16 protein-coding genes are annotated in these 15,362 nt (G+C 32.7%); all 16 read right to left on the bottom strand.

The features are described from left to right. Positions 1–13: 13 nt before the first annotated feature. The 16 genes from ACO6VN_RS03730 to ACO6VN_RS03655 all read right to left on the bottom strand — a co-directional run bounded on the left by ACO6VN_RS03730 (position 14) and on the right by ACO6VN_RS03655 (position 15,304). Positions 14–1,534, bottom strand: coding sequence for a phage tail domain-containing protein (locus ACO6VN_RS03730; protein WP_422404239.1), 1,521 nt, complete (start codon positions 1,532–1,534; stop codon positions 14–16). Positions 1,535–1,548: 14 nt separating this feature from the next. Next, positions 1,549–6,573, bottom strand: coding sequence for a phage tail tape measure protein (locus ACO6VN_RS03725; protein WP_422404238.1), 5,025 nt, complete (start codon positions 6,571–6,573; stop codon positions 1,549–1,551). A gap of 60 nt (positions 6,574–6,633) precedes the next feature. After that, positions 6,634–6,774 (bottom strand): phage tail assembly chaperone GT, encoded by a 141-nt coding sequence (gene gpGT, locus ACO6VN_RS03720; RefSeq protein WP_315293445.1) that lies wholly within the window; start codon positions 6,772–6,774, stop codon positions 6,634–6,636. Between the two features lie 41 nt (positions 6,775–6,815). After that, positions 6,816–7,265, bottom strand: a complete 450-nt coding sequence (locus ACO6VN_RS03715) for a hypothetical protein (protein ID WP_315293446.1) — start codon at positions 7,263–7,265, stop codon at positions 6,816–6,818. Between the two features lie 77 nt (positions 7,266–7,342). Further along, positions 7,343–8,101 carry a major tail protein gene (locus ACO6VN_RS03710; RefSeq protein WP_390893949.1) on the bottom strand — a complete coding sequence of 253 codons (759 nt, stop codon included), beginning with the start codon at positions 8,099–8,101 and terminating at the stop codon, positions 7,343–7,345. Between the two features lie 12 nt (positions 8,102–8,113). After that, positions 8,114–8,488: a hypothetical protein gene (locus ACO6VN_RS03705; RefSeq protein ID WP_422404237.1), complete on the bottom strand. Its 375-nt coding sequence runs from the start codon at positions 8,486–8,488 to the stop codon at positions 8,114–8,116. Continuing rightward, positions 8,485–8,865, bottom strand: a complete 381-nt coding sequence (locus tag ACO6VN_RS03700) for an HK97-gp10 family putative phage morphogenesis protein (protein ID WP_315293448.1) — start codon at positions 8,863–8,865, stop codon at positions 8,485–8,487. Before ACO6VN_RS03700 ends, ACO6VN_RS03705 begins: the two co-directional genes overlap by 4 nt. After that, on the bottom strand, positions 8,865–9,197 hold the full coding sequence (locus ACO6VN_RS03695; protein ID WP_315293449.1) for a phage head completion protein: 333 nt from the start codon (positions 9,195–9,197) through the stop codon (positions 8,865–8,867). The genes ACO6VN_RS03700 and ACO6VN_RS03695 overlap by 1 nt, the downstream gene beginning before the upstream one ends. Then, complete coding sequence (locus ACO6VN_RS03690; RefSeq protein WP_422404236.1) at positions 9,194–9,520, bottom strand: head-tail connector protein; 327 nt, start codon at positions 9,518–9,520, stop codon at positions 9,194–9,196. The genes ACO6VN_RS03695 and ACO6VN_RS03690 overlap by 4 nt, the downstream gene beginning before the upstream one ends. 10 nt (positions 9,521–9,530) lie before the next feature. Beyond that, the gene (locus ACO6VN_RS03685; protein ID WP_162841908.1) at positions 9,531–9,695 is read right to left on the bottom strand and encodes a hypothetical protein; all 165 of its coding nucleotides are present in this window, start codon (positions 9,693–9,695) and stop codon (positions 9,531–9,533) included. A 40-nt stretch (positions 9,696–9,735) separates the two neighbouring features. After that, complete coding sequence (locus ACO6VN_RS03680; protein WP_422404235.1) at positions 9,736–10,977, bottom strand: phage major capsid protein; 1,242 nt, start codon at positions 10,975–10,977, stop codon at positions 9,736–9,738. A 100-nt stretch (positions 10,978–11,077) separates the two neighbouring features. After that, positions 11,078–11,647: an HK97 family phage prohead protease gene (locus tag ACO6VN_RS03675; RefSeq protein WP_315293452.1), complete on the bottom strand. Its 570-nt coding sequence runs from the start codon at positions 11,645–11,647 to the stop codon at positions 11,078–11,080. Then, positions 11,637–12,893: a phage portal protein gene (locus ACO6VN_RS03670; RefSeq protein ID WP_390893950.1), complete on the bottom strand. Its 1,257-nt coding sequence runs from the start codon at positions 12,891–12,893 to the stop codon at positions 11,637–11,639. Before ACO6VN_RS03670 ends, ACO6VN_RS03675 begins: the two co-directional genes overlap by 11 nt. Before the next feature lie 5 nt (positions 12,894–12,898). Then, positions 12,899–13,099, bottom strand: a complete 201-nt coding sequence (locus ACO6VN_RS03665; protein WP_315293453.1) for a hypothetical protein — start codon at positions 13,097–13,099, stop codon at positions 12,899–12,901. 11 nt (positions 13,100–13,110) lie between these two features. Next, positions 13,111–14,838, bottom strand: coding sequence for a terminase large subunit (locus ACO6VN_RS03660; RefSeq protein ID WP_315293454.1), 1,728 nt, complete (start codon positions 14,836–14,838; stop codon positions 13,111–13,113). Next, entirely contained in the window at positions 14,822–15,304 is a 483-nt protein-coding gene (locus ACO6VN_RS03655) for a phage terminase small subunit P27 family (protein WP_158258851.1), read from the bottom strand. The genes ACO6VN_RS03660 and ACO6VN_RS03655 overlap by 17 nt, the downstream gene beginning before the upstream one ends. Positions 15,305–15,362 lie beyond the last annotated feature (58 nt).

Here is a 15,362-nt window from a genome sequence, read left to right as displayed (position 1 = left end):
TTGCACCTCCTTTCTAATGGTATCTATCTCGCCAGATTACTTTTGTATCAAAAATGCCTGGAGGTTCTATTACTAATTCTGATAAGCCACTATCTACATTAAAATAATTAGAGCCAAAGTCTTTCATTTTGAGGACACTTTCATCATTGAGCGTAACTAGGTTTTGACCTGTATCAATTACAATCAAATCTCCTTTTCTTATCACAATTGGTGTTACATCTGATTGTTTAGGTAATAACTCTTGAATGGAATATCCTAGCGCATTAACATACATTCGTTTATCGTATTTCGCCGATTTACCAATATATATTTGACTAATACGAGCCTTTCGTTGATAAAAGTTCCCACTATCTTTATACGTTTTTGAATGTTTGTCTAGAGGTTTTTTCCTACCTCTATCTTTTGCGTAATCATATTTACAAGTTTCAATATAAATCTCTGAACCTTTACGTTCCAATGTCATAAACACATGTATATTATCTATTTTTAATAATTTAAATGGTGTTTCTCGTGTATATATCCGTTTTGCTTCTCCATGTTCGTTATAAGCATAAGCAATGATTTTACCAAAATTTCTACTTGTAGAAGTATTAACGTAACCTATACTAAATAAAGTTCTATTATTTTCATCTACTATATAAGTAAATCCTTTTCCTGGACCTGTTCCAGCATGATGCCTAACTAAAACCTTGAACTTTATTCTAAAATCTCCTAAACTTTTTCCTAGCGATTTATATATAGCAGCTCCATGCCAATTAGTCGCAACTGTTGTTCCGTAATCTGTAGGATAAATACTTTCTTTTAACTCTGAAACACCAAACCGACCACCATTGGCATCTCCACCATCTAACAGGTTGCCAAATGTCGTATTAGCAGCAACATAAGCCCAATTACCTATACCTGTATGAAATTCATCATTAAATAAAAAAGGCTCTTCATCTTTATTTATTTTATTAGCATCTTCTGATTTACCAATCATGAAATAATCTTCGGCAACACCGTCTTTGCCTTTAGCTACAAGGAAATTTGTACTATTCTTTAAAGCTCGGGCTTCAATAACCACGGGTGTATCTGCAGTGCCTTTATTCACAATAGCTACTTCATCAGATATAGCTGTGTTTGTATATTCATTCGTTGAATATTTAAAAGGATCAGTCAGTATAACGTTTATAGAAAATTTAATGAATTCCTTAGGTTTCTTTGGGATTTCTATTGGTCCGTCAAACGTTGCTTTCCAGTACCAAGATTGTGATTTAAATCTTAATTCAACTTCTTCTTCATAATTAAAAAACTTTACTAATTCGTTTAATATTTCATCATGCTTTTTCTTTCCACCAGGTGATAAATAGTCATTTCGGACTATTAAAGGTAATTCAAATTCTAATTCATCAATGTTTCTTGATTTCCTAACACTCCCTGGACGGCCATTTACTTTTTCTCTTTCGGTAGCAAAATTAAAAGAGGGTATATTAAACCCTCTTTCTACAACTAACCAATCAATCTTTTTCTTGTTAACTAAAATTGTATCAAGCATCTATGCACCTCCTATTAAGTTGCTGGATTATATCTGCCTTGTCTTTTTTTAGTTCTTTCATATTTATCAATCAACTTAAATACTTCATTTTCAAATGAATACTTATCGATAACTGGTTCATAATCTTTATTCGATATTTCTTTATTTGTTGATACTAGTTTAGAAACTAAACCAATTAGTACATCAAATTTTTGTTCAATAGTTGAACTTACGCCACCTGAACTGTTTGAAGGATTAGGTAGATTATTAGGCCTTTTATTTTTAGGAGAAGTTTTTTCAAGGTCATTTGCTGCTAAAGCTAAGAGCTTCCATGCATCATTACTTCTACTAGGGTCTGAAGGTATAATCCATTCAGGATAGCCTTCTTCTCCTAAATGATATAGCCCATTCCAGACTTTACCTCCAGTTGCAAATCTTCTTGAACCACTTGGCCCCCAACCAGATTTTCCATAAGGTAAATCTTTACGCCAATTACTATTATTGAAGAAAGCAAGTAGTTGATCATAACCAGATTTTATATTGCTATGTCCTTTGACTTTATAAGCTTTAAAAGTACTTGGTACGTATTGGAGTAGACCTTGCGCTGGTGTTCCTCTTAAGTTATTAATGTCTCCAATGTTCCCTTGAGTAACCCCTGCATTACCATTTGATTCACGTTGAATCTGCGCAATAATTCCTTTCAATTCAGAATTAGAAAGGTTGACTTTCATACGTTTAGCCGCTCTTTTAATATCTGGTGCCCATTTACTTGCTGCTTTGTTACTTCCACCCTTTAAATTCTTCAGCCATTTTTCAGGGTTAACAGCTGTATCATTTCCAGGATGACTACCTCTCATCAATTGGAAATGTAAATGACCTGAACCTTTAGTATACGCACCCGAATTTCCTGATAAAGCTATCTTTTGACCTGCACTTATCATTTGACCTGTTTTAGCAAGTTGCTTAGATAAATGCATATACCAGTTCCATTCGTTTGCACCAGTTTTTATTTGTACAGATTTACCACCACCGTAATCACTAAATACTTTAGCTTTACCACCTTTAACAGCATAAACCGGTGTACCTGGAGTCATTCCAAAGTCCATACCATAGTGTTTACCACCATTAAAAGATAATCCTCCAGTATAAGCTCCGAATTTCTGCCAAATATCATGTTTAAATAACCAAGATGCATCACCGTCTCCACCTTCAGCTTCTTCAAACCACGACTTAACTTTTCCTACTAAAGACTTTTTAAGCTTATTGAAAGCTCCGCCCGCCATGCGCATAGTAGCATTTGCTTTACTGCCTCCAAAATTAATGTTACCTAACATTTTATCTATTAGTTTTTTAGGATTTTTAACATAATCCCAAACGTCACCGATTTTGTCCCCTAGATAAGAGGCACCTTTTTTTGCAGCACTTACACCTGCTTTTACGGTTTTTTTACCTTTATCAACTGTTGAATGAGCTGTGTCCATTACATCTGCGCCAAACTTTCCTGCTTTATCTCCAGCCCAATCTTTAGCCTGACTTAGAATATTATCTTTCTCTTTTTCTGAATTCTTACCACCATGAAATTGTGGAATAACACCTGTTCTCACAAGTTGTTGAGTATGCCGGCCATTTATTACTGAGTCACCTTTATTTAAACCTACTAATACGTTTCGACCAATTGGAGCATGTATAGAACCATCACTTCTTGCAATTAATTCTTGATGTCCCTTTGGACCAGATCCATTTCCAGGACCTTTATCATTAACTATTGCAGCAGTTGGCGATTTAATAGCTCCACTTGTACCAGTAGATAACTTAGGTATTTTTTTGATTAAATTCTTATCAGTGATAGCTTTCGAAATCTTATTGATTCCACCTATCATTTTATTTAACCCTGATATAGCTCCATTTGCTGCAGCTTTACCAAGACTTGCTGCTTTTTTCTTAAATGCTTCTTTTGAATTTCCAATAAAGTTTTTCAATTTGTTCAACCAGGATTTACCTTTGTTATACATGGATTTAAAACCATTAACTACATTGTCTCTAGCTCCATTAGCTAAATTAGTTACACTATTTTTTAAACTCTTCCATTTGTTAGTGACCCAATTTTTCAAATTAGTAAATATAGTTCTGGTAGATTTAGCTAAACTAGTAAACTTTGATTTAACACCATTCCACATATCGAGCGCTTTTTTTACAATTGCATTTTTTAATTTATTCCAAGTATTAACAGTCCATTTTCTTAAATTGCTAAAAATTTGCTTAGTTGATTTCCATATATTATTGAATTTAGTTTTAACGTTTTTATATAAATTTTGAGCAGTATTAACTACTGATTTTTTCAAGTTTAACCAAGTTTTTTGTGTCCAATTTTTCAAAGTAGTAAATATAGATTTTGTTGATTTCCATAAACTACTAAACTTAGATTTAACTCCACTCCATAGACTTTGTGCTTGATTAACTACCGACTTCTTAATAGCTGCCCAAGTATTAAAAAGCCATTTCTTTATGAAAGTTACGATTGATTTTATAGATTTATTAAGACCTGAAAACTTTTGTTTAACTGAATTCCAAATAGATTGAGCAGTTTTTCCTATGAAGTTCTTTATAAAAGTCCAACCTTTTGTGAAAACACCTTTCAATAAGGTAATGCCCAGTTTGGCTACTTTAACAATTTTTCCAACAAACCAAAGTTGTACTAAATTCCAAATTAATTGAACTACACCTTTTAGAACTTGTACTAATCCATTCCAAGCACCTTTCCAATTTCCAGTTAAAAGACTACTAAATATCTTGATAGTTCCTAGAATAATGTTTAAAGCACCTTGTATCACGCCTTTAATATTATTCCAAACACTTACAATTAATGCTTTTATGGCTGGCCATAATAATTTCATCAAATTCCAAATGAGCGTCATAATTGGTTGGATTATATTACCCCATATAAATTTGAAAACTGTTGAAATTACATTTCCAATAGTTCTAACGGCTTGTGTAATTTCTGTACCATTCTTTTTCCAAAAAGCAGAAAGTTGTTGTCCGATTTGTAATCCAAATGCTTTAATAGCATTAATAACTTGGAAGAATACTCTCTTAACAGTAGTTGCAAAATTAGTTAGTCCTACAACAACGTTAGGTGGTAATATCTTTGATAGTGTTATAACACCATCTTGGCCATTTCCTTTAAATAATTGGAAAAATCCTTGAAGTGCAATCTTAGCTGCTTTAAAAGTATTCATTACACCTGAAACTGCTTTATTAACAATGTTTCTAAATGTTTCTGATTTTTTATATGCTACAGTAAATCCAATACCTAAAGCTGTTAAACCTCCAACAATCCATAATAAAGGACCACCTGCAAAGCTAATCGCTGTTCCTAATGTTGGAAACAGTCTAGCAGCTGTAGCTACTTTTCCGGATAAAAACGCCATTAATCCGCCTGCTTTTGAAATACCAATCAGTAGTGGTCCTAATGTGGTCATTGCACTTCCCACGACACTTATAAATGCACCAAAAATAAAAAGCACAGGTCCTATTGCTGCAACTAAAACTCCAAATGCTACTATTGTCCCTTGTACCCAACCATGCATATTAGTAAGTTTCGTCGCTAAGCTTGCAATACCATCAGCTACTTTTCTAATAAAAGGAGCTAAAACATCACCTATGCTAATAGCTAATGATTCAATTGCTGATTTCATTTTGCGAAGAGAACCACCAACTCCACCTTCCATTTCATTAGCCATTCTCTTAGAAGCACCTTTTGATCCATCTATTGACTTAGTAAGCTTTTTATAATCTTCATCTGAAGCATTAACAACAGCTAATGCACCACTCATTGATTCCTTACCAAATATAGTTGCTGCAGCAGCAGCTTGTTGATCTTTAGATAAACCACTCATTTTTCCTCTCAACTGATCAATTACATCTCGCATTGGTAACATTTCTCCATTGCTATCAGTAATTGATATGCCGAGTTCGTCCATTTTGTCTTTCATTGCTTTTGTCGGTTTTGATAGGTTAGTAAACATCGTACGTAATGCTGTCCCAGCTTTTTCACCTTTTATACCTGCGTTACTCATCAAACCTATTGCAATAGAAGTATCTTCTACGCTATAACCTAAAGCACCTGCAACGGGTGCTGCATATTTAAAGGCATCACCTAATCCTTTTACATCTGTATTAGCTTTAGAACTGGTTTGTGCTAGGACATCAGCGAATCTCCCACTATCTTTAGCTTCCATTCCAAAAGCTGTTAAAGAGTCTGTTACAATATCACTTACTTGACCTAAGTCTTCACCAGAAGCTGCTGCTAAATCCATAACACCACTTATACCTGACATCATCTGTTTTGAATCCCAACCAGCAAGTGCCATATAATTTAAAGCATCCGCACTTTCAGACGCACTAAATTTAGTTTTAGCACCCATTTCTAAGGCTTTTTTACGTAGTTGATTAAACTCATTACCAGTCGCTCCTGACGTTGCTTTAACCTTTCTCATAGAATCGTCGAAATCAATACTCGTTTTAGCTGCAGCACCAAAACCGGCTATAATAGGAGCTGTAACATACAATCCCATAGAGCGACCAATACTTTTCATTCCGTCCCCCATGGTTTTTAAATGGGGACCAAACTTAGAAAAATTATTACCTAATTTACCAAGAGTAGTATTTAGGGCTCTTTGATGGTCTTGTAAAGACTTCATATGTTTTGTAGCTTCTTCTAATTCACGATCATATAGATTTAATTTAGCTCTAGCTTCATTATATTTAGCAGCTGCAGCTTGAGTTTTAGCACTATTTTCTCCAGTTTCAGCACTTAATTTATCGTAATTTTGTCTTAGTTCTTTAACGACTTCTTTTTGAACTCTTTGCCTTTTGGATAGACCGTCAACTTTGGTTTTAGATTTTTCTAAACTATTATCATATCGGCCAAATTGTGACAAATTAGCTGACATTTCTTTATTAACCATTCTCATTTGTCTTTGAAGACCGGTTACTCCTTTATTAAAGCCTGAACCGTCTAAATCAACGCGTATGACCATATTACCTATAGGACTTGCCATGTAATTCCTCCTTTCTCTAAAAATTTATAAATAAAAAAGCCACTCAAAAATGAGTGACTATCAAAAAATATCTTTAAAACTTTTAGCTTTTTCTTTTGTTTCAACACGTGATTCAACAATTTCTAAAAAGAAATGAATGGGCATGTTTGCAACTTTATCAGGATCCATACCTTCATCAATTAACTTTTTAGCAATTTTCATGTAATTATTATATGCTCCTTCTTCCGTTAAATCTTCAGGAGTTATTTCTCCTTCTCTTCCACGAACTTTTTTGTATCACTTGGTTCTCCGCCACTTGTAATATTTCTAAGAACAGTACCTAAAGTTTCAAAACCTTTCTGTCCGCTTTCAAGTCCTTTTTGTAATTCTTCAGGAGTAAATTGATTATCAAATGCTTCTGAAATAAATTGGAAAACCTCATCTAACACTTCAAACTGTTCTTCTGCTTTCTCAGAAAATTCTTCAATCTTTTGATCATATTCTTTCTTCTCAGTTTCAGATAATTTTTCATACTCTTCTTCAGTTAATTCATCTATGTCAGTGTCGTTAAATACTTTTTTCATTTTCGCAGAAAGTTTTGAACCATAAATAGTTTCATATAAAGTAATAACTGGTTTAGCTAAATATTTTTTCGTCTGAATTTTCCCTGTCTTTGTAAATCCTGTAATTAATTCGATTGATGTACGTTTCATTTATATTCCTACTTTCTCAATTTTTCTTTTTAATTTGGCCAAAATAAAAATAAATAGAGGACATTTGTCCTCTATCTTTAAGCTTCAGGAATGTTATCTTCTCCTGTATTATCTGTATTACTACTGCCGTCTGTATTATTTTCACTTGGTTTAATAGCATTCTTTGCTTCTTCAACTACAGGAGAACCTACTGTTTGCATAAATTCCTCATAATTTTTACCAAATGTTTCCATAAATACATAGTCACGACCTTTTGTTTCACCTTTTGCATCATACCCCGTTACATGTGAAGCTTCGTCAAAAATACGATCAATGAAACTACCTTCTACTTCGTCATTTTGAAATTCAACTTTGTCTTGCTTTGATTGTCCTTTAATACCTGGTCGTGTGAATTTACCTTTAAATAACCCAACCCATTCACTAGAACCATCATGATTACGACGTTCGAATACTACACCTACGTCTGGGGGAATATCTGCTGCACTGTACTTATAACCACCAGAACCTTTTTTTGCCCCCGATAAGAATGCCTTTTGGTCAGAAGGTACTGTAACAAATGTAGTTTTAACTTCTAACTTACCATTTGATACTGCTGTAGCCGCAACAATGTCATCGCCATATGTGTCTTCAGACTCTTGAGGTCTATCAACTTCAATCTCTTGTAGGAATCGTGTACGCATCCCTTGCCCATATTTAATACCTTTTTCGTCATCTTGCTCAATAGGTGCTGAATAGAAGTTTGAGACCCCGATTGCTATGCCTGACACACCTGTACTTGCAAAATGCTGTAAATTTAATTTTAATAATCTTTTAGATTCTTTTAAGTTTTTTAACATATTTAATGCCTCCTAATTTTTAAATGTGAATATTGTGCCCTTAGCACGGATAATTTCTCTAAAACAAAATGTTTCTATTTCATAAAGTGGCTCACGATAGTAAGCTTGAAAATTCATTTTTTCTAATAAAAAAACAAGCTTTTCAGCTTGTTTATAGGGTTCATCATGTAACCACCAAATATCTATTTGATAATCATATTCTCTTGATAATTGCTGATCATCTGCATAATCTTCTGGTGTATATGGCAATGGTGTTATTCTAACAATAGGATGGTTTGTTGTTTCATGAAAGTTTTGAGGCACGATATATTTAAAAACGTTGTCTGGAATTGTTATTTCATCTTCATTTACCAATAATTTATATATTTCATCTGTAATGTTTTTCATTTTTTCATGCCTCTTCTCATAGTGTTTACCATCGTTTTATTAACTATGTTTCTACCTTCTTTTTCACTTTTAGTGACAAACAATTGTGGTCTTTGATACATGGTTCCAAATTCTATGACATGAATTCTGTGACTATATCCTTTTTCATATCCTACTGTTACATATTTCTCATAAGAATCTCTATCAGTTTTGACATTAGAAATCGCAACATGATCTTTTGCATGTTTGCTTCTCTCACTTTTAGGTGTATTTTTAACTAATAATGGGATTAAAGAAGAAGCACCTTCTCTTAACACTTTATTCTGTAATCTCGGAAAAGATTGTAATTCTCTTCTTAATCCAGATTCTATTGTGTTTTTTTCAATTTTAGCCCCCATTACAATATCACCTCGCAATATACTCTTAAATATGATTTATCGCGATAATCTGGCTTAAAATACTTAATGTCATATCTAACTTCATCATGTATGACATAATGCTTATTACTAGGTTTATAATCACCTCTAGGGTCTCTTATAATAAAAGTTTTTATAAACTTACTGCTTGTATTAATACTTGTTTGAGTATCAGACTCCTTAGAATCTTGAATACAAGCATAACAACTATACAATTCTTCAGTTTTCGGTGGTTGAGGTAATCCATTAATTGATTTGCTGACATCCTCGTTGAATGTAACTCTTTCGTTTAAATCTTTACTGTTAAATTTCATTCAACAATTGTCTCCATCTCTACTGCATATTCATAACGTAATTTATGAACAGTACTTAATACCATCTGAGGTGCATAACTTAAATCACGTTCTATATATGCAATTCTATTTTCAAAGTAATAAGCTGTTAACGGAAATACAGCTCTATGAAATAATGGATGTCCCTTAAACCACTCAATATGGCTTCTGTATTTGCTAGTAACTGCACTAGCTATATCAACAAAGGCCCAATTGTAATACTCTTTAATCAAATCATCTTCTGAATGATGATCAACTTTGCAATGTTTTCTTAATAAGTCAAAATCTTCTTCAGTAATTTTCATTTAAACCACCTCATTTTTTGACTTCGTCAATTCGCTCAAGTACTGTACCATGCTCTTTTAGTTTTTTGTTAATCTCATTTGCTCGTTTAACGGTCATTTCAAGCTCTTCTTGTGGTTCTACTACTTTACCTACCTCTAAGTCTTTATACTTCAATAATGCCTTGAATTTAGCCATATAAATCACTCCTTAAATTGATTAAAAAGAGGCTTTTAAATTAAGCCTCTGGTATACTTGGTGCTGTACTATCATTTTTACCATGCGGATAATCGCCATCTACTTGGAAATCCACTTTAACGACAGCTTGTTTATTTTTTAATCTAGCATCTAATCTTAAAATTGGAGAAAATACTTTTCCGTATTGGTTCCATACTTCGTAATTAACCAATAGTTGCTTTCTTAAGAATAAAACAACCGCATCTTTTAATGAGCCAACAAACATTGTGTTTTCTCCAATTACTTCTTTATCAATTACTCGCACATCTTTACCAAACATTCTATATCCTGTTGCTGACGTAATAGACTCTTGAAGTAAGTAACGACCATTTTTATCTTTCATTTGGTCTAATTTATCATATACATCTGTTGATACGACAAATTCTTTGGCATAACGCTTTTTCAATTCAACATTTAGAATCGTTTTAATTTCCCCAATAGTTGTAACTGTTTTTGGTGTTAAACCTTTTAAAGCATTAAGAATTTTTCCGTTTTTTGTAGCCGTTATTTCCTCAGCTAACTCTTCAACAATAATGTTTTCGACTTCTACACCATCATCTAATGCTTCCCAAGATACTTTTAACAGTCCACGATGAGTATTGATTTCATACTTTTGTTCTCCTAACTTTCTTAAGCCTAGTTCAGGAGATTCCTCAAGTTCTTGAACTGTTGGTAAACCAGCTTTCTTTGTTTCGTCAGTTCTTACTGGGAATTTACCAATAGGTGTCTTAACGTTTCTAACATCCACTAATTTATCCAATGCTTCTAGTTCATCTGTGAAGTCTTCAATTTTAGTAGAAATTTCTTCTGGCACTAATACACCTTCATCTGTAGTTTTAACAGATCGCGTATTTTGAGTAATAAGATATTTACGGAAGTTGGCTACTGCATCTGAAACGCTGCGTTGTATAACGCCATTATTCTTTGGTGATTTGGGATTATTACGTTTATGTGAACGTTTTTCGCTTTCATTACCTTCATCTTCAGAAGAATTATCGTCTTCGTCATCTTCAGATTGCTTATTGTTATTAGGATCATCTTTCGATTTCTCACCCTCTAAATCTTCTAACAGTTGTAAGTCTTCTTCTTTTTCAGCTATTTGTTCATCAAACGATTTAACTTCATCACGAAGCTCCTTAGCTTTTTTTAAATCAGATTCTACGTACTTTAATGCTTCTTTTCTCTTGGCATCACGTTGTGTTCTTAAATTCTTTAAAGCTTCAAGTAATTGTTTCTTGTTCATAATTGAACCTCCTATTATATTAAAATTGTATAAAAAATAAGCTTCACCATAATCGGTAAGCTTCTGGATTCATTTTTTAACGGTGTTAACCTTCACCGATTTATAACAACTCAAGTTCTAATTTAACCTTTTCATGTTCAAATTCATCATTCAATTCCTTAATACTTCTTAGAGCAGGTGCTACATCAGTATCTCTATATGCTGGATACGTAACAACTGAAACATCTGTTAATTCTTTAAAGTTTGTTAATGTTCTCATGTAAATATCATTCTCTACATCAAACATCCATTCATCACCATCTGAATTTAGTATAAAACCGAAAGAACATTGATTAACATTACCTAGTTTTATATTTTCATAAATATCTCTTGCTAATGTAGTATTAGGTAATGTACATTCAAACTTCAATCCTGTTTCATCAACTTCTAAATTTAAGGTTCCTGAAGTACTTCGACCAAGAATTTGACTAGGTTCATGATCAACTAAGCATCTTACATCATCTAAATTTGTATCTTTTAAAGATTCAGAAGATATTGTTTCTTTAAATCCTCCTAAATCTTCTGACCAAGTATTAAATTTAAGTGCATAACCACCGATAACCATTTTCTCTGTCTCTTGGTTTGCTCTAACTTCAATACTATTCATGATTCTTTTTTCTTCATTCTTCATCTTCCTCACCTCCTTTAAAACTAGATTTATGTTTATTATCAGTTGATTTGTTCATTTGATATTCGTCTACTTTTTCAATATTCACATGATTTAAATCAACTCTATGTTTGGAACCAAATCCACCTTCAATTGGAGGTAATCCTCTAGTTTTTCTTACCTCATCCAAATTTTTAACACCATCTTCAAGATCTATTTTATCTATCTTTGCTTGTGTTTCTGAGTCAACAACTCGTAAGTCAGAAGTATCAAATCTAAATCTTTTAACTAAGTCATCTAAATCAGAATTAAAATAGAATTCTAAAGCTGAACAGCTAGCTTTCATATAAGGTGCTAATGTTGATAAGTATTCTAAATTTGCATCTGTTATACTAATGTTTGTTGGTTCAATCCCAAATTTATGAAGTGGTATACCAAATACTCCTGCGATTTCTCTTGTTGACGATTTATTATCTCTAATCAACTTTAATATTTCTGTATCAACTTCTAATTGGTCAAAAGTCATAGATTCATCTAACACAACAACTTTTCCCGCTTCTTTAGTTCCACTATACTGTTCATGGAAAGATTTTCTCGCTTTATCTCTAGCTGCTTTATTATCAATAACACCTTTCATCTTTAAAATGCCACCTGCGTGTGTACCGTTTTTCAAGAAATTACCTAGAAATTGTTTACCATAATGATCAGTTTCTAAAGTCTTTAATAATGACTCTAAAAGTGAGATGCCTTTAAACCCATCTAATGAATGAAATTTAATATCAACCACATCATAGTAATCTAATTTTATAATTTCCTCATGATTTGGTTTGTATTCAAAGTAAAGCGTATCATTATCATCAGCTTTTAAATTTACTTTTGACGTTTTCATGAATATCAGTTTCTTAGGATTAAACTGTTTATCTCTAATAATCCTAAAATACCCGTGACCAGTTAACATGGCATTAGCAAAAACAATGAATTTAAAGAGATATCCATTATAATAATCATTGGGTCTTACATTAATTAGCTTTTCCAAATAATTATTTTCTTCATGAACACCTTGTTTCCAAATTTGAATATCCATTCTTGCTAAGTCACCAGCCAACATACTTACAGCAGTAAATATGTCAGTGTTTTTTATAGCATCTACTCCGTCATAGTCATTTAATACAGGTGCATCTTCAATTCCTGGAAACATTTTTGTAGCTTTTTCTAAATCTATTCGTTCCAACTCAATTGAACTACTTCTTTTACCGATAAAAATCCCCAATCATCCTACCTCCTTTCTGGTTTGGATTCATGGTCAATAATCAATGCAATTAATATTAAGGTAAAACCAGTTGTCACTAATCCTATTGTTTCACCAAACTTTATATACATAGCAATATTAACCATGGCTAAACCCAATAAAAAAAGGATGCCAGTTATATTAGCAACCATTAGTTTAAAAAAATCTACTATTTTTCCTATTTTCATTATTTCACCACCTAGAAACCAAATTCTTCACTTTCGTAAATTTCGTCCCAATTTTCTTGGAATTCATGCATCCTTGCTTCAGTCCATGCAATCAATATTGATACAATACTATCTATTTTTTCACGATACATTGATTTATCAACTTTACAATTCCCTTCTTTATCATATATAAGAACTGCATTATTCACACCAACATCTAGTGCAGGATTGTTAGAATGCATTATTTTCTCTTGTAATACATCAAGTTGAAAATCTTTTATAGGTTGTGACATCACTTTAAACGATTGGCCAACTTCGATAAGTGGCCAATTTATATCTTGCCGCTTCTCTAAAGAAGTTAAAAATGTTTCTGAATGCCATGGATCATAACAAAGACCTATGACATTTAAGTTATGTTCATCTACATAATTAGTTAAATACTCAATTACATGTTCAAAATCTATAACTCCATATTCAGACCGTGTTAATGTTGCATTACCACGATTGACCATTTCAAGATAATCTATCTTATCACGTTTGATTTTAGCCTCAATGCCTCCCCTGGTACCAACAAAAACATGTGAATCTATATAATATTTTTTATCAATGGGATATATAAAACCAATACCCGTTAAATCGTTAAGTCTAGATAAATCGACCCCAATATATACATCTCTGTTTCTAATATCAGGTGGTTTTTCAACACTGATATTTTCCCAATCTTTAATATTAACTAAAGATGAATCACTGTTTGACTGCCATATATTAAAGTTTTTTGTTTTAATTTTATGTGTTTCACCTTTGTCTATTTGTTCTTGCATATCATCTTTGATTGTTTGTAAAGCAACATCATAAAAAGACTCAACTTCAAGTAATGGATTAGCTTTAATCCAATTCTTCTCATCGTCTATTTCTTCATCATTATCCATTTCTGCACAGTAAACAAAGTAATTATCATTTTCAAACTTTCCATACATCAAACCTTTGCAATACACATATTCTTTATACATTGGTCCATTCAAATTGAATCCTGCTGTACTTATGATTGCTATTAATCTATTCACTTGTTGAATCATACCTGAACGCAGGACTTCAAACATTGAATCATCTTTTGCCTCATGATACTCATCTAAAATACCGATATATGGGTCAAATCCATCTAATTTCTTTGTATCTTTTGAAAGTGGCTTCAATATTGACCCATCACGCTTATTTGCAAGAAGGTTTTTTGATTCTGTTATTTTAGTTATGTTATATACTTTAGCCGATTTGTCTCTTAATGAATTCAACTGCTTCATACACATTTCCCAAACTACTTTAGCTTGGTCTTTTGCATTGGCTGTACAATATATTTGTCTACCTAATTTAGGGTTTTCACCAAAAAGCAATTCATAAAGATTAATCCCAGCAACTATGATAGACTTACCATTTTTTCTGGCCATACTAATATAAGCACGTTTAAATCTTCTATGACCTTTTTCGTTCTGCCAACCATAAATACTACCAACAATAAATTTTTGAAATAAGGCTAGTGGATGACATTCACCAGTTTTAATGTCTGGTAACTTCTCAATAAAGTTAATTACGTGTAGCGCCTTACTTGGTTGCCATTGATAGTCTAAATCTTCACGTTTTAAATCATTTATATGCCTTTTACATGCTCTTTTAACCATATTTGATGCTAAAATGTCGCCTTTTAGCACTTTTTTTGCATAAAAAGTAACTGGATCAATTAATTTATTATTAGTTGAAGAATTCATCCATTGGATCCTCTACAACTTCATTTTTCTTAGGTGCGACAATTTTTATACGACTATCTAAACTAATGCCTATCATGCTAGCTGCAGCTCTCATTTCTCTTGCTACTTCTAATCTTTTTGATACTGCTGGATTAATCTTAATATTCATTATTACACCATCGTCATTTCTAACTGGTATATTATGACCATTTTCTTGTATGTCTTTTGTAAGTTCCAAATAGCTCGAAACTTGTTCGCAGTAGTGACAAACAATCTGTAAATCTAGGTTTGCTATAGGCAATTCTTTCATTAAGGGAACAATACGCTTGTATTCTTTCTTTGCCAATTTACTTAACCAGGTAGGTGGCCGTTCGGGAATTCCTTCGAATACATTTAATAGTTCCTCTTCCTCTTTGCGTTGTCTGATTTCTTCTTTTGTTAAGTTTTTCTTAGTAACATCAGTCGCAACACGTTTTCTACCTGCCAAACAAACCACCTCCTTTATAAATTCAGCTTTAAAAAGGGAAAAATTCCGAAAGAAAGCC

The organism is Mammaliicoccus sp. JADD-157 (assembly GCF_049310805.1).
GTDB lineage: Bacteria > Bacillota > Bacilli > Staphylococcales > Staphylococcaceae > Mammaliicoccus > Mammaliicoccus lentus.
The sequence above is the reverse complement of the archived record's forward strand: the minus strand, read 5'-3'. Positions and strand labels throughout refer to the sequence as shown.

Bases quoted from the DNA above. Each gene is read 5' to 3' on its own strand.
- ACO6VN_RS03730 (WP_422404239.1), bottom strand. From the start codon at position 1,534: ATGCTTGATACAATTTTAGTTAACAAGAAAAAGATTGATTGGTTAGTT.
- ACO6VN_RS03700 (WP_315293448.1), bottom strand. From the start codon at position 8,865: ATGGGGGCTAAAATTGAAAAAAACACAATAGAATCTGGATTAAGAAGA.
- ACO6VN_RS03690 (WP_422404236.1), bottom strand. From the start codon at position 9,520: ATGAAAATTACTGAAGAAGATTTTGACTTATTAAGAAAACATTGCAAA.
- ACO6VN_RS03665 (WP_315293453.1), bottom strand. From the start codon at position 13,099: ATGAAAATAGGAAAAATAGTAGATTTTTTTAAACTAATGGTTGCTAAT.
- ACO6VN_RS03685 (WP_162841908.1), bottom strand. From the start codon at position 9,695: ATGGCTAAATTCAAGGCATTATTGAAGTATAAAGACTTAGAGGTAGGT.
- ACO6VN_RS03715 (WP_315293446.1), bottom strand. From the start codon at position 7,265: ATGAAACGTACATCAATCGAATTAATTACAGGATTTACAAAGACAGGG.
- gpGT (WP_315293445.1), bottom strand. From the start codon at position 6,774: ATGAAAATTGCTAAAAAGTTAATTGATGAAGGTATGGATCCTGATAAA.
- ACO6VN_RS03680 (WP_422404235.1), bottom strand. From the start codon at position 10,977: ATGAACAAGAAACAATTACTTGAAGCTTTAAAGAATTTAAGAACACAA.
- ACO6VN_RS03695 (WP_315293449.1), bottom strand. From the start codon at position 9,197: ATGAAATTTAACAGTAAAGATTTAAACGAAAGAGTTACATTCAACGAG.
- ACO6VN_RS03660 (WP_315293454.1), bottom strand. From the start codon at position 14,838: ATGAATTCTTCAACTAATAATAAATTAATTGATCCAGTTACTTTTTAT.
- ACO6VN_RS03710 (WP_390893949.1), bottom strand. From the start codon at position 8,101: ATGTTAAAAAACTTAAAAGAATCTAAAAGATTATTAAAATTAAATTTA.
- ACO6VN_RS03675 (WP_315293452.1), bottom strand. From the start codon at position 11,647: ATGAAGAATGAAGAAAAAAGAATCATGAATAGTATTGAAGTTAGAGCA.
- ACO6VN_RS03705 (WP_422404237.1), bottom strand. From the start codon at position 8,488: ATGAAAAACATTACAGATGAAATATATAAATTATTGGTAAATGAAGAT.
- ACO6VN_RS03725 (WP_422404238.1), bottom strand. From the start codon at position 6,573: ATGGCAAGTCCTATAGGTAATATGGTCATACGCGTTGATTTAGACGGT.